This is a genomic window from Candidatus Epulonipiscium sp. (assembly GCA_012519205.1).
GTDB lineage: Bacteria > Bacillota > Clostridia > Lachnospirales > Defluviitaleaceae > JAAYQR01.
The window spans coordinates 72,705-86,725 of the sequence record JAAYQR010000019.1; the positions used below are offsets into that span (position 1 = coordinate 72,705).

16 protein-coding genes are annotated in these 14,021 nt (G+C 33.5%); 14 read left to right on the forward strand and 2 right to left on the reverse strand.

Annotated elements, in window-relative coordinates; all coding sequences use genetic code 11:
• Window positions 1-53: 53 nt before the first annotated feature.
• From GX308_06140 to proB, 3 genes are all read left to right on the forward strand, one after another.
• Complete coding sequence (locus tag GX308_06140) at window positions 54-917, forward strand: DegV family protein (GenBank protein NLK21653.1); 864 nt, start codon at window positions 54-56, stop codon at window positions 915-917.
• 126 nt (window positions 918-1,043) lie between these two features.
• On the forward strand, window positions 1,044-1,775 hold the full coding sequence (locus GX308_06145; GenBank protein NLK21654.1) for an HAD-IB family hydrolase: 732 nt from the start codon (window positions 1,044-1,046) through the stop codon (window positions 1,773-1,775).
• 37 nt (window positions 1,776-1,812) lie between these two features.
• Entirely contained in the window at window positions 1,813-2,619 is an 807-nt protein-coding gene (gene proB / locus GX308_06150; protein NLK21655.1) for a glutamate 5-kinase, read from the forward strand.
• 15 nt (window positions 2,620-2,634) lie between these two features.
• Here proB and GX308_06155 read toward each other — a convergent pair whose 3' ends face one another.
• Window positions 2,635-2,841, reverse strand: a complete 207-nt coding sequence (locus tag GX308_06155) for a hypothetical protein (protein NLK21656.1) — start codon at window positions 2,839-2,841, stop codon at window positions 2,635-2,637.
• A gap of 209 nt (window positions 2,842-3,050) precedes the next feature.
• A complete protein-coding gene (locus GX308_06160; GenBank protein ID NLK21657.1) occupies window positions 3,051-3,560 on the reverse strand; it encodes a hypothetical protein in 510 nt (169 codons plus the stop codon).
• Window positions 3,561-3,739: 179 nt separating this feature from the next.
• Between GX308_06160 and GX308_06165 the strand changes: the two genes are divergently transcribed.
• The 11 genes from GX308_06165 to GX308_06215 all read left to right on the forward strand — a co-directional run bounded on the left by GX308_06165 (window position 3,740) and on the right by GX308_06215 (window position 14,014).
• Window positions 3,740-3,949, forward strand: coding sequence for a DUF896 domain-containing protein (locus GX308_06165; GenBank protein ID NLK21658.1), 210 nt, complete (start codon window positions 3,740-3,742; stop codon window positions 3,947-3,949).
• Between the two features lie 57 nt (window positions 3,950-4,006).
• Entirely contained in the window at window positions 4,007-4,474 is a 468-nt protein-coding gene (locus tag GX308_06170) for a hypothetical protein (GenBank protein ID NLK21659.1), read from the forward strand.
• 31 nt (window positions 4,475-4,505) lie between these two features.
• Complete coding sequence (locus tag GX308_06175) at window positions 4,506-5,156, forward strand: DUF2085 domain-containing protein (protein NLK21660.1); 651 nt, start codon at window positions 4,506-4,508, stop codon at window positions 5,154-5,156.
• A 19-nt stretch (window positions 5,157-5,175) separates the two neighbouring features.
• On the forward strand, window positions 5,176-5,742 hold the full coding sequence (locus GX308_06180; protein NLK21661.1) for a 5-formyltetrahydrofolate cyclo-ligase: 567 nt from the start codon (window positions 5,176-5,178) through the stop codon (window positions 5,740-5,742).
• A gap of 122 nt (window positions 5,743-5,864) precedes the next feature.
• On the forward strand, window positions 5,865-6,464 hold the full coding sequence (gene ruvA / locus GX308_06185; protein ID NLK21662.1) for a Holliday junction branch migration protein RuvA: 600 nt from the start codon (window positions 5,865-5,867) through the stop codon (window positions 6,462-6,464).
• Between the two features lie 17 nt (window positions 6,465-6,481).
• Window positions 6,482-7,483 carry a Holliday junction branch migration DNA helicase RuvB gene (gene ruvB / locus GX308_06190; protein NLK21663.1) on the forward strand — a complete coding sequence of 334 codons (1,002 nt, stop codon included), beginning with the start codon at window positions 6,482-6,484 and terminating at the stop codon, window positions 7,481-7,483.
• Window positions 7,484-7,634: 151 nt separating this feature from the next.
• Window positions 7,635-8,228: a DUF1836 domain-containing protein gene (locus GX308_06195; GenBank protein NLK21664.1), complete on the forward strand. Its 594-nt coding sequence runs from the start codon at window positions 7,635-7,637 to the stop codon at window positions 8,226-8,228.
• Window positions 8,229-8,301: 73 nt separating this feature from the next.
• Window positions 8,302-8,754, forward strand: coding sequence for a cell division protein ZapA (gene zapA, locus GX308_06200; GenBank protein NLK21665.1), 453 nt, complete (start codon window positions 8,302-8,304; stop codon window positions 8,752-8,754).
• A gap of 103 nt (window positions 8,755-8,857) precedes the next feature.
• Window positions 8,858-11,254 (forward strand): U32 family peptidase, encoded by a 2,397-nt coding sequence (locus tag GX308_06205; GenBank protein NLK21666.1) that lies wholly within the window; start codon window positions 8,858-8,860, stop codon window positions 11,252-11,254.
• Between the two features lie 8 nt (window positions 11,255-11,262).
• Window positions 11,263-12,615, forward strand: coding sequence for an FtsW/RodA/SpoVE family cell cycle protein (locus GX308_06210; protein ID NLK21667.1), 1,353 nt, complete (start codon window positions 11,263-11,265; stop codon window positions 12,613-12,615).
• A gap of 1 nt (window position 12,616) precedes the next feature.
• The gene (locus tag GX308_06215) at window positions 12,617-14,014 is read left to right on the forward strand and encodes a penicillin-binding protein 2 (GenBank protein ID NLK21668.1); all 1,398 of its coding nucleotides are present in this window, start codon (window positions 12,617-12,619) and stop codon (window positions 14,012-14,014) included.
• The last annotated feature ends 7 nt before the right edge of the window (window positions 14,015-14,021 follow it).

Below are 14,021 nucleotides of genomic sequence, written 5' to 3' on the forward strand. Positions count from 1 at the left end.
AAACACAGTATCTCACATTGCCTGCCCCAAATAACTAAATGGGAGATGATAAGATGCCAATTACAATTATTACCGATAGTGCTGCGGATTTATCCAAAGAAATAATTGATAGATATAATATCCATGTTGTTCCTCTTTGTGTTTATTTAAACAATGAAGAACTTTTTGATGGAGAATCACTGAAATCGGATAAATTATATAAAGATATGCGTGAGGGGGCAGTTTACAAAACAGGACAAGTGCCTCCAGAAAACTTTAAAAAGGTATTCACAGATTATGCAAAGAAAAATAGAAACTGCATATATATTGCTTTTTCTTCTGGGTTGTCAGGGACATATCAGGCCTCAGAGATTGCCAAGGAGGAGGTTCTAGAAGAATACCCTAATTTTAATATAGACATAATAGACACTAAATGCGCTTCCCTAGGTTTTGGACTAATAGTTTACAAGGCAGTAAAATTACTAGAGCAGGGGAAATCACAAGAAGAAATTGTTAGGGCAATTAAGTTTTATTCAGATCATATGGAACATGTTTTTACGGTAGATAATCTCGAATACCTCTTAAGGGGCGGAAGGGTTAGCCGCACCTCCGCTTTCATTGGTGGAATCCTAAATATTAAGCCAATCTTAAATGTGGAGGATGGTAAACTTGTTCCTTTAGAAAAAGTTAGGGGGAGAAAAAAAGCTCTAAAACGCCTTGTAGAAATTGCGCAAGAAAGAGGGATTAATCTAGCGGAACAAACAATTGCTATAAGTCATGGAGATGCCCTCGCAGATGCGGAAACGGTAAGGGATATGATGATAGAAACCTTAGGGTGCAAGGATTTTATAATTACTACTATTGGGTGTGTTGTAGGTGCCCATGCCGGTCCCGGAACGGTTGCACTTTTTTTTCTAAATAAAGAGCTGACTTTATAAGGAACGGATAGAAACCGTTCCTTTTACTTAGCTTATCTATAAGTAATAACCTTTTAAATCATATAATGTGTATAGCTTTTTTAAAATATAATATAATAATAACAAGATAAAAGCGGGGTGAACTACATTAAAAATACAGCAGCTTTTTTTGATATAGATGGAACATTATATCGTGAAGGACTTATAACAGAAATGTTTAAGAAGTTAATAAAATATGATATCATTGATACAAAAAAGTGGCATGAAGAAGTTAAACCTAAGTTCATAAAATGGGATAACAGGATTGGTGAATATGATGATTATCTTCTTGAAATATCAGATATATACATTAAGGCAATAAGAGGTCTTGATTGTGCTTTAGTTGAATTCATTGCAAGGCAGGTAGTAGAACAAAAAGGTGGAAGGGTTTATACTTTTACCCGAGACAAAATCCGGTGGCACAAGGATAAAGGCCACAAAGTGATTACTATATCGGGAAGCCCTATGGAGTTGGTAAAAGAAATGTCATCAAGGTATAATATGGATGATTATAGGGGAAGTATTCATATTTGCAGTGGTAAGAAGTATACTGGAGAAGTCGTACCTATGTGGGACAGCAATAGCAAAAAAAAGGCAATGGATGAATTGGTTGAAAGGTATGGTATTGATTTAGAAAAAAGCTATGCATATGGGGATACAGCTGGAGATTTATCAATGCTTGAGGCTGTAGGAAATCCATTTTGTATTAATCCGACTCAGGAGTTAATAGGCTTGTTGATGGATAATAAGAAAATAAAAAATAAAGTAAAAATAGTTGTAGAAAGAAAAGACATGGTTTATCATCTTGATGCCAACTACTTTAAAGATAACGAAAGATAGATTAAAGTTAAATTTTCATAAGAGGGGATTTAGTTCGATGCATACTAGAAAAAATTTAAAAGACAGTAAAAGAATAGTTATAAAAATCGGAACATCATCTTTGACCCATAGAAATGGCACTCTACATTATGCAAAGATGGAATGTTTAGCTCGTGTGTTATCAGATTTAAAAAATGAAGGCAAAGAAGTCGTACTAGTTTCATCAGGAGCCATAGGCGTTGGTGCAGAGAGGCTAGGGTGTCAGGAAAGACCAAGACAAATAGAGGTAAAACAAGCGGCGGCAGCTGTTGGACAGGCAATATTAATGCAAATATATGAAAAGTTTTTCGGAGAGTATAATCAAATTATAGCTCAGGTTCTTTTAACCAAAGATGTATTAGAAGATTCTATCAAAAAAACTAATGCCCAAAATACTTTTAATACACTTTTAAAGATGGGGGTTATTCCCATTGTCAATGAAAATGATACTATTGCGACAGAAGAAATCCAAGAAAGTATTTTTGGAGATAATGATACCTTGTCTGCCATGGTTTCAGTGCTAATAGAAGCAGATTTACTTATCCTTCTTTCTGATATTGATGGATTATATAATAAGAACCCTAGGGACTTTAGTGACGCAGTTTTAATAGATACGGTGGATGGTATTACTGATGAAATAGAAGGACTTGCTGGAGGTGCAGGAAGCAGCTTAGGAACTGGAGGTATGGTAACAAAAATTTCCGCAGCTAGGATTGCTAATGACCATGGGGTAGATATGGTGATTGCTAACGGGGAAGATTTAATAAATATTAATAAGGTCTTAGAAGGAGAAAAGATTGGAACTCTTTTTAAAAAAAATGAATGAATGCTTATTTAGCATTCATTCAAAAATTTCGATCATCTTTTTAATATTTTCTAGAGCAATATCAGATTTGATTGTAGTTAAAGCCGAATCCTTTTGTTTAACCACTTCTTTTAATTCAAGGATACTTTGATTAAATTGTATTGCTAGAGAATCTTTTTTTTCTATTATTTTTGGTTGAAACTTTGGCCAAATTTCGTCAAATTCTGCTAGGCTTTTATCCACTAAACCCCACTTGCCTTGTTTCGAAGATATTTTTATATCTCTTAACTGATATTTTAATATAAGGATTTCGGATGGGACTTTGGCATTAAATAACTCAGCCATATATGGAATATGTTTTGTAAGATTTACGGCAGCATGTGCTATTTCTAGTTCGGAAGGGCTAGAAGTCATAAGAGGATAAGAATCGGGAAGAACTTCCTCGGGAAGTTTTAAATCCTGCTTAGTATCCTCTTCTTTTTCTGATTTATTTCCTTGACTTTTAGAATCTGGTTCCTCTTCTGAGGAATCATTATTTTCATCAGAAGATTTTTATATCCGATTTCATTTTCCAATTCTAACTCAGCTTTTTTATATTTTAAGGCTGCCTTATCTTTATTTTCTTCCATAGCTTTCGAGATAATCAGATTAGTAAGTGTGTTTAAATCCTTATTGAACTTTTCTGTTTTTTCTACAGATATCCCCTTTTTTTCTGCTTCTGCAAAAAAATCATTCCATTTTGAATGAACGGATTTGATTTGGCTTAAGGAGCTATTCCATTCTTTTTTATTTACGGAAGTTAGAACATCCTCAGATAACTTTTGAAGATCCTCGAGAGAATTGGGAGGAGAATTGTTTTCAGGGGATTCTTTACTATGTTTTTCCTCACCTTTTTGGCATCCGCTCATAATTAAAATTAGACATAATACTAATAATATATAGGACGAAAGAAATTTTTTCATGATAGCAGTAACCTCCACTCTATGCTTTATGATGTAAATTAGAAACAAAACAGGTTTTTATTATTATAGTATTTGTTATAAACCTAAACAAAATACAAATTTCATACTTTGCAATCTTTGATATTTGGTGGAAGATATATTATAATATAAAAATAGTTAATAAAGGTTAGGAGGATAAAATGGAAGATAGTAAAATAAATCGGATTAATGAATTATATAATAAACAAAAATCCACTGGGCTTACTGAAAATGAAGAAAAAGAACAACAAAAATTAAGGAGAGAATATATCGAATCCTTCAAAAGAAATTTTAGGCAAACCATGAATACTGTTAAAGTACAAGATGAAGATGGAACGATTAGGCCCCTTAAGAGGAATGATACAAAGTAAAAAGGAGTCTAAAATAAGAATTAAGTCATACCATAAACTGGTAAAGTGGAGGTTAAAATGAATTATTGTAGAGAGTGTGGGAAAATATTAGAAGGCGATAAAGAAGAGTGCCCTTTTTGCGGGACGAAAATAGACATTATGACTAACCTTGAAAGTACGGTAGGAGAAGGGAGTATAAGTGATGAAGTAAAGCAAAATGAAGAGTCACCAGCTATAGAAAATCAATTTAGCTGTGTGAATTATGAGGATAATAACCATATAGATTATAAAAACACAGAAAAACCTCCTGTAAAACCTTTAAGCAATTGGATTAAGGTTTTGTTATCGTTTTTAATACCTTTACTCCCAGGTTTAGGTTCAATTACAGGAATTATTGCTTCTATCATTTTTATGACAAATGAAGACCAAGATAGAAAGACATTTGGATATGCCCTTTTGAGTTTTAGTATTATATTCTTAGTTATTATTTGTGCTTGCTGCATGATGCTTGGACTTCTAACATCACTTCCAGAAATGTATTCATAACGTTTATATATGATAAATAGGTGGGGACATAATGAAAGAATTAATTTATTTTATGGGACGTTCAGTGTGTCATCAATTTCCTGAACGCTCTTTTTTTATTCAAGGTACGAAGATGCCCTTATGTGCAAGATGTACAGGGATATATTTAGGAATGTTTTTGGGGTTTTTATACCTTTACTTTAGGAGGCGGAATAAAGGCAATACCCCTCCTTCTTTTCAATTTTTAATAGGGATGATTCTTTGTTGGATTCCTATGATTTTAGATGGGGTAACATCTTATATGGGTTTTAGGGAAACAACCAATATAACAAGGCTATTAACAGGTTTTCTTTTTGGGGTATTTATACCTGTTTTTATTGTGTTACTAAAGAATTTTGATTTAGAGGGAGAAAATAATATACCCATAATTAAAGGATATAAAGATTTGCTTTTTATGGTTTTACTTTTCTTTTTCTCTATAATAATAATTACCATGGATTATGATATTGTTTGGTGGATAGTATCTGGTATAACTGTATTAACGATTTCGTATGTGTACATGCAAATTTCATACATTATAATAAGGCAAATTCTTGAGTCAATTAGCAAAAAAAGGGCTTATTATATAGCTTTAGCTACTATGGCATCAGTGATTATTATTTTATCGGTAATGAATGAATTGTTGCTGGCTAAATATAGATAGGCTCACACAGGAGAAAATTATGACAAAAAAACAAGATTTAAGGAAGAAATTTCTTGAAAATAGAGATAAGATGACTAAAGAGGAAATAAGTAAAAAGAATAAAAAAATATATGAAAGCCTTATTAACTCAGAGGTCTATAATAAATGTAAAAAGATTTTTGTATATGTAAGTATGAAAAACGAAGTAGACACCAAAAAAATAATTTCTAAAGGATTAAAAGAAGGGAAAATCATTGGGGTTCCCAAGGTGGAGCCTAGAACAAGGGAAATGTATTTTTCGCAGATACAAACCTTAGATGAATTAGAAATAGGACATTTTGGGGTATTAGAGCCTAAGAAAGAGCTTATTAAAAAAATGGAAAGTGATAGGACTACCCTTGTTCTTGTGCCGGGAGCAGTATTTGACAAAAATAGAAACAGAATTGGTTATGGGGGTGGCTACTATGACCGCTATCTTGGTAAACATACATCTATAATGAAAACGATTGGCCTTGCTTATGATTTTCAAGTCATTGATGCAATCCCTACGGATACCTATGATATCCCCTTAAATTTAATATTAACTGAGAACAATTGGATTTATTAAAGAAAAACAGGATATGGAAGTACTTAATAGTTTATTTCTTAAATGACTTGTTATTTTTATCTCTGTAAGATATAATTATAGAACAGATGTTCCCTTGCTGACAATAAGAAAGGATGAAAAGATTGATATCATATGTTAAAGGAACTTTAGAATACATAGATGAAACTGAAATAATCATAGATGTTAATGGCATAGGATATAAACTAATGATGTCTTCATCTGCTATGGGAAGGCTTCCATCTATTGGGAGGGAAATAAAGATATTCACCTATCTCCAAGTCAGGGAAATGGAAATGGCCCTATATGGTTTTATTACTCGGGAAGAACAATATATGTTTGAAAGGCTTATATCTGTAAGTGGCATAGGGCCTAAAGGAGCTTTAGGTGTCTTATCTACCTTATCCCCGGGGGATTTTTATTTAGCAGTTATAACAGAAGATGTAAAGACCTTAAGTAGTGCACCGGGAGTAGGGAAGAAAACGGCTCAGAGGATTATATTAGATTTGAAAGATAAAATAAATACAATAGAAGCAGTAGGAATAAGTGAAATGGATTCCTTTCCTTTAAATCAAAATGGAATTGAAGAGGAAGCCATATCTGCTTTAACTTCCTTAGGGTATACAAGGTTAGAAGCGTCTAAGGCAGTATCCGCTGTTATTACGGAAGATATGAAGGTAGAAGATATTATTAAGGTCTCTTTGAAAAAACTAGCAATATTTTAGGAAAATAGGTGAAACCAATGAAAAACCGTATTATCACTGCTGACTTAAGAAATGAAGACTTAGAGATAGAATCCGGGATTCGGCCTAAGACATTAGATGATTACATTGGACAAAAAAAGGTAAAGGAAAATTTAAAGGTTTTTGTACAAGCCGCTGATAATAGAAACGAATCCCTAGACCATGTACTCCTTTATGGTCCACCGGGGTTAGGGAAAACGACCTTAGCAAATATAATTGCCAATGAAATGAAAGCAAATATAAAGATAACATCGGGTCCCGCTATCGAGAAACCAGGAGATATGGCAGCTATTCTTAATAATTTAAGTGAAAGGGATCTTTTGTTTATAGACGAAATTCACCGTTTGAATCGTCATGTAGAGGAGATATTATATCCTGCCATGGAGGATTTTGTCATTGACATAGTCATAGGAAAAGGCCCCAGTGCCAGATCTATCAGATTAGATCTTCCAAAGTTTACATTGATTGGTGCTACTACTAGGGCAGGGCTTTTGACAGCACCACTTAGGGATAGATTCGGGGTTATCCAAAGGCTCGAATACTATAATACTTCCGAACTATCCCAAATAGTAAGTCGTTCTGCAAAGGTACTAGATATAGGAATTACCGAAGAAGGGTCCCAGGAAATTGCAAGGCGTTCAAGGGGAACCCCAAGAATTGCCAATAGACTCCTTAAGAGAGTTAGGGACTTTGCGGAAGTTAAATATGAAGGATATATAGATGAAAAAGTTGCCTCCTTAGCCCTAGAGGCCTTGGACGTAGATAAAATGGGATTAGATAGAATCGATAGAAAAATGCTTATTTCGATGATTGAAAAGTTTGGGGGAGGCCCTGTGGGACTAGATACTTTAGCAGCGGTTATAGGAGAAGAAAACGATACAATAGAGGATGTGTATGAACCTTTTTTAATACAATTAGGATTTATTAATAGGACCCCGAGGGGAAGGGTAGTGACTCCACTAGGTTATAAGCACTTTGGTATTGAACAATTTAAACTTTAAATTAGTATCAGGGTTACCAAAGAACGGCCATAAACCGTTCTTTTCTTAATTGACAAAAGGTATAAATATGTTACAATGATTGTAGAGGGACACTCTATGCAGTGTAGATAGAAACTTAGGGTTTATATATTAAAGAGAAGGGAGAATTGGCTTGGAGGATAAGAAAGATTTTACAAAGCAGCATTTATTAGAAATTGCTAAGGAAATATCCGGTATGAATCATTTTATACAACTTAGCACATTTAATGATGAAATGACTATTTCACAAGTAGTTCGCTTTTTTAATAAGCAGGGAAGAAATTTTACGAAAACCATGATTCAAAATTATGTTAGGGTAGGGGTACTGCCCCAGCCTGTTGACAGGAGATATTATACGAAAAATCATTTAATACTTCTAACACTGATAGATAATCTAAAGTTAATCTATTCTCTAGATGAAATTAAAACAGTGCTTAATCCTATATTGAAAAATCCTGATACCTTTGAAGATGATATTATAAAAGTAGGCGATTTATATGAAGATTATATAGAACTCCATAAAAAGGCCTTAGATGATTGGAAAAGATATCTTCCTGATACATTAGAAGAAGTCAACAAAATATTAAAAAAATACGATATAGATGAAAAGGAAAAAGATGTAGCATCATCATTTATGCTTGTATTAACACTAATGGCTGAAACCATAGCTATTAAAAAATTAATTCATTTAATATCAGCCGAGTACTTAGCGGGCAAGGAAGAATAATTTGTTATTGTGTATCTTTTGTAATATGATATAATAATACTAATACTCTTTGTACTAACTAAGGAGCGGTTATATGGAAAAAAAGAATAAAATTGAAGTCATTATTGGCGGTAGAGTCTATACCCTTGTAGGTAAAGAACCTGAGGAGTATATACAAAGAGTGGCATTATACATTGATAAAAAAATGAGCGAAATCAAAAAAGCTGAATCCTCTAGAAAACTTAGTACAAGTATGATTGCAACTTTAACTTCCATAAATGTTGCCGATGACTTATTTAAGTTAATTGAAAAAATAAACTCTTCAGACATAAAAGTGGAAGCACTAGAAGATGAACTAAAAGAAAAGGACAAGCAGCTACAGGTTTATCAGAAAGAACTAAGAGAAATACAACAGGAAAATACAACCCTTAAAAATAAGCTGCATGAGCTGCAATTAGAAATTAAAAAAAGTGAGCTAGAATTAGAAGAATACATTAATATATTCGATTCAAGTTTAAAGAATAACAATATTACCGGAGATAAATAAATTTAAAAAAATATAAAAACCAAGGGGAGTAATAGAATTCATTACATCCCCTTTTTGTGTTTTTATTGATAATGGATATCGCAATATATGAGTGGAGGTTGCTATGTTAAATACGAAAAAAATAGAGCTCCTTGCCCCAGCAGGAAACAAGGAAAGTGTAATTGCTGCTGTAAGCAATGGATGTAACGCTATATATTTAGGAGGAAAAGATTTTAGCGCAAGACAATCGGCGATGAACTTTTCTATGGAGGAAATAAGGGAGATTACAGATTATTGTCATCTTAGGGACGTTAGGGTATATGTAACGGTTAATACTTTATATAAGCAAGGTGAAGTTGCTAAACTATATAAATTTTTGAATGAACTATATACAATAGGGGTAGATGCACTGATTACTCAAGACCTTGGAACTGCCATATGGATTAGAAGGTTATTCCCTAAAATTGAAATCCATGGGAGTACCCAAATGACAATCCATGATTTGTATGGAGTTAAATTCTTAGAAGAACTTAATTTTCAAAGGATAGTATTAAGCAGGGAAATGTCCTTAGAAGAAATAATTCATGTGGCTAAAAATACGGATTTAGATATTGAGGTATTTGTGCATGGGGCCCTATGCTTTAGTTATTCTGGACAATGTTTGATGAGTAGCATGCTCGGGGGAAGGAGTGGAAATAGGGGGAGGTGCGCACAGCCTTGCAGACTCCCATATACATTGGCTGATAATGGAGGGAAAGAATTAGTTTCAGGATACCTTCTAAGCCCAAAGGATATACAAACTATAAATTATATTCCCCACATGATAGAGGCTGGAATACGCTCCTTCAAAATAGAAGGGAGGATGAAACGTCCGGAATATGTAGGGGTAGTTGTTAAAACTTACAGAAAATATATAGATTCCTATCTGGAAAATCAAAAAAAATACTCAGTGGAAGATAGGGATATAAAAGACTTGGCGCAGGTTTTTAATAGGGGTGGTTTTTCAAATGGTTATTTGTATCAACATAGTGGTAGAGATATGATGAGCTTTGAAAATCCTAAACATTGGGGAATATATTTAGGTAAAGTGATAAATTATAATCCATCAACTAAAAAATGCATAATAGATACAGTAGAACCCCTAGAACCGGGGGATGGAATAGAAATTTGGAGGAAGGGCAAATTAAATACGGGCATTAGTGTATCAAAAACGAGCAAGGCAGGAGAAAAAATTATCATTTCAATAAAGGATTTTGTTAAGGAAGGAGATAGAGTTTATAAGACAAAAAATAAAAGTCTTCTTGAAACTATCCAAAAAACTTATGAAAAAGATAGTCGGAAACTAGATATACATGCCTCCATTAGTTTCAAAAAAAATAAGGCAATTAATCTAAAACTTTGGGATGAAAGAGGAAATAGTGTTCAGGTCGATGGTCCCCTTGTGGAAAAAGCTATAACTAATGGATTAGAAAAGGAAAGAATTAGACAGCAGATTCTAAAAACAGGTAATACCCCCTTTAATATTAAATCTCTAATTATAGATATGGATGATGATGGATATGTTTCTATTAAGGAATTAAACAATATAAGAAGAGTAGCCATAGATGAGCTCCAAAATGCGATTATAGAAAAATATAAAAGGCCTGCTGTGGATATTAATATTGACTTTTCAAATTTAAATAAAAATATAATTAAAGGGGACAATAAACAATTTACAGTTCTAATTCGTAATATAAATGATATCGAATACGTTTTTCATCCAAAGGTAAAAAGAATATACTTGGAAATTAGAGAATATAAAAAAGATGATATAGAAAAAGTATCAAATATTTGCCATAAAAACAATACAGAATTCTTTTTAGCATTGCCTAGAATAGATGTCAGTTACAAAAATGAAAGAATATGGTATGATTTAGAAGATACTTCCATAGACGGGTTTTTAATCAGAACCTATGGACAGGCTTTCAGATTGAAAAAGACAACAAAGAAGATTATACTAGATTATACCTTTAATATATTTAATCAATTAACCGCTAATTTTTGGATGGAATACGGTGTGGAGGGCTTTACTCTTTCACCTGAATTAAACTACGATGAGTTAAAAGATTTTAAAGGAGATGGGATAGAAGTTATAGGATACGGGCATTTGCCTTTGATGACAACTAAACAATGTATTATAGGAAATACCCTATATAAAAAATCAGTTAAGGGATTTTGCAGCAATCGTAATAATCAAGAACACTATAAGCTTATAGATCGTAAAGGGGAGACATTTCCCATTATACAAGACTGCTCTTTATGTACGGCAGTTATTTATAACGGGAAACCTATTTTGTTATTAAGAGATTTGGAAAAGATATTATCCCTTCCTATAGATTTAATGAGGCTAGAGTTCACATTTGAAAGGAAAGAAGACATAAGAAAAATAATTAGGGGATATGGGAATGATAAAAATATAAAAGCAGAAATATTAAGGGAGCAAGATTACACGAAGGGTCATTATTTTAGAGGAGTAGAGTAGGTGAAAAGATGCCCAAACAATCTATCATAGAGGTTTTAATATTGGTTTCTAGGTATGTTTTTGTAATATTTATCTACATATTTTTATGGGCAGGATACAAGGGTATTATTTACGAACGCAAAAATGAAATCCATGGGTATAATAACAAAGTCTTTGAACAAAGGATTTTCATTATATTTATACATGTTTTTAGTTTCATTATTCTTATGGCAAGTTCCAACGATATTAAAGAGATAGAAGAAATAGCAAAATTAGGGATTTATAGCCTCGTGTTCATAATAGCCGCAATAATACTTACATCCCTTATATATAAAAAATCAGATGCTATTCTTTGGAACAGTATGCTCTTTTTAATGGATATAGGTATAATTATGTTGCAAAGATTAGACCCAGAAGCTGCAAACAGACAGATTATATGGTATGGGATAGGAAGTATTCTTATGCTTTTTATACCTTTAGTTTTTATGATAATCCCTAGATTTGAAAAGTTTGAATATGTTTACCTAATGAGCGGATGGATATTACTGCTTTCGCCTTTTGTATTAGGAGAGGAACAATTTGGAGCTAGGAACTGGATTTTCATAGGAAAATATAGTTTTCAGCCCTCTGAAATCGTAAAATTTTTATTTGTATTTTACTTAGCAGCCTCCCTTAGAAAATATAATTCATTAAAAGATATTATTATTCCAACAATAATGAGTGGTGGATATATTTTAGTTTTGGTAGCTCAAAAGGACTTAGGAGGAGCATTGATTTATTTTCTAACTTTTCTTATATTGATTTACCTTAGAACTTCTAGTTCACTTTTGTTTTTTGGGGGATTGGGGGGAGCAAGCTTAGCTTCTATGGTGGCATATAAATTATATAGCCATGTACAAGTTAGGGTAGAAGCATGGTTAAATCCATGGAAAGATATGGATTACAAGGGATATCAAATAACCCAATCCTTATTTGGGATAGGAACCTGGGGATGGATGGGTAGTGGCCTTACAAGGGGGTACCCTAAAAGTATTCCTGTTGTAAAGACAGATTTTATATTTGCAGCTATATGTGAAGAATTTGGAAATCTATTTGCTATCGGAATTATTTTGATATTTTTACTTATGATACTTCGTGGAGTGATGATAGCTATAAAATGCAATAGAGTCTTTTACTCACTCCTTGCCGTAGGGGCAATTAATTTAATTGCTATACAGGCATTTCTAATTATTGGTGGAGTGATAAAAATGATTCCACTAACAGGGGTAACCCTACCCTTTATAAGTTATGGAGGAAGTTCTGTTATCACTAGCATCCTAATAATTGGGATACTCCAATGGATACAAAGTTTTTATGAAACAAGGGAAGAGGTGGAGGAGTAGCTTGAAGCAGGTTAAAAAGGACATAAAAAAAATATTTTGGCTATATTCATTGATGTTTTGCGCATTAATAGGATATCTATTAAAATTTATATTCCTGGATAGCCCTATAGTAATAATAAATCCTTATAATCCAAGGTTAAATTCCTTAGAAAAAAGCATACTTCGGGGGGAAATAAGAGATAACAAGGGAGTAGTTTTGGCAAGGACTAAAATGGATAAGGACGGATGGATGAGAGAATATCCACAGGGAAGAGATTTTGCCCATGTGGTCGGGTCCGTTCAAAAGGGTAAAACTGGAATAGAAGCATATGCAAATTTTATGCTTCTCGAGGTAAATGATAAAATGGTGCAAAGGGTAAAAGAAGTTTTTACCGGTGACAAATTAAAAGGAAATCATGTTGTTCTTACCTTGGATGCTAATCTACAACGCACTTCAAGGGAGTTATTAAAAGGTAAAAAAGGAGCAATTCTAGTTATGGAACCATCTACGGGGAAAATTCTTTCCATGGTATCCAATCCAGATTTTAATCCTAATGAACTAAGCCAAAATTGGGAGCAATTGAACAAGGATGAGGAAAATAGTCCCCTCATTAATAGGGCCACACAAGGGTTATACCCTCCGGGCTCTATATTTAAAGTTATAACAGCAGCATCAGCTCTAGAAAGTGAGAAGGGTTTAGAAGGTTTTCTTTATAATTGTAAGGGTGAAGATATATTTGATGGTAATTTAATACGCTGCTATAACTCTAAACCTCATGGGGAAGTAGATTTAAACAAAGCATTTTATGTTTCCTGTAATACCGCTTTTGCAAAACTAGGAACTGATGTGGGAGGAGAGAGGTTAAAACAGACATCAGAAAGACTGCTTTTTAATCGACCTCTTCCTTATGAATTGGATTATAATAGGAGTCAGTTTGTGTTAACAAAGCATTCGGAAGATAAAGAAATAGTTGAAACAGCCATGGGGCAGGGTAGGACACTGGTATCACCACTTCATATGGGAATGATTACTTCTGCCATTGCCAATGGTGGTATTTTAATGAAACCGTATATTATTGACCACATGGAAACAAACTATGGGAAAACCAAGAATAAAAAAATTCCAGAAAAATTTGCAGTTCTTTTTGATGCAGGAGATGCCAATAGATTAACCAATATGATGGTGGACGTGGTGAATAAAGGTACAGGAACGAAGGCCCAAATATCAAATATTTCTGTAGCTGGAAAAACAGGAACCGCTCAAAATGCTTCTGGTGAAGATCACGCTTGGTTTATAGGATTTGCCCCTTCACAAAAGCCGGAGGCTGTTGTAGTGGTAATAATTGAAAATGGGGGATCGGGGGGAAGTAGTGCAGGACCAATTGCCCGCAAACTGCTTCAACAAGTCTTGAACAACTAAGGAAGGT

Coding starts and splice junctions, on each gene's coding strand:
- GX308_06170 (NLK21659.1), top strand. CDS start 4,007: ATGAATTATTGTAGAGAGTGTGGGAAAATATTAGAAGGCGATAAAGAA.
- GX308_06175 (NLK21660.1), top strand. CDS start 4,506: ATGAAAGAATTAATTTATTTTATGGGACGTTCAGTGTGTCATCAATTT.
- GX308_06205 (NLK21666.1), top strand. CDS start 8,858: ATGTTAAATACGAAAAAAATAGAGCTCCTTGCCCCAGCAGGAAACAAG.
- ruvB (NLK21663.1), top strand. CDS start 6,482: ATGAAAAACCGTATTATCACTGCTGACTTAAGAAATGAAGACTTAGAG.
- GX308_06140 (NLK21653.1), top strand. CDS start 54: ATGCCAATTACAATTATTACCGATAGTGCTGCGGATTTATCCAAAGAA.
- GX308_06210 (NLK21667.1), top strand. CDS start 11,263: ATGCCCAAACAATCTATCATAGAGGTTTTAATATTGGTTTCTAGGTAT.
- GX308_06180 (NLK21661.1), top strand. CDS start 5,176: ATGACAAAAAAACAAGATTTAAGGAAGAAATTTCTTGAAAATAGAGAT.
- GX308_06165 (NLK21658.1), top strand. CDS start 3,740: ATGGAAGATAGTAAAATAAATCGGATTAATGAATTATATAATAAACAA.
- zapA (NLK21665.1), top strand. CDS start 8,302: ATGGAAAAAAAGAATAAAATTGAAGTCATTATTGGCGGTAGAGTCTAT.
- proB (NLK21655.1), top strand. CDS start 1,813: ATGCATACTAGAAAAAATTTAAAAGACAGTAAAAGAATAGTTATAAAA.
- GX308_06160 (NLK21657.1), bottom strand. CDS start 3,560: ATGAAAAAATTTCTTTCGTCCTATATATTATTAGTATTATGTCTAATT.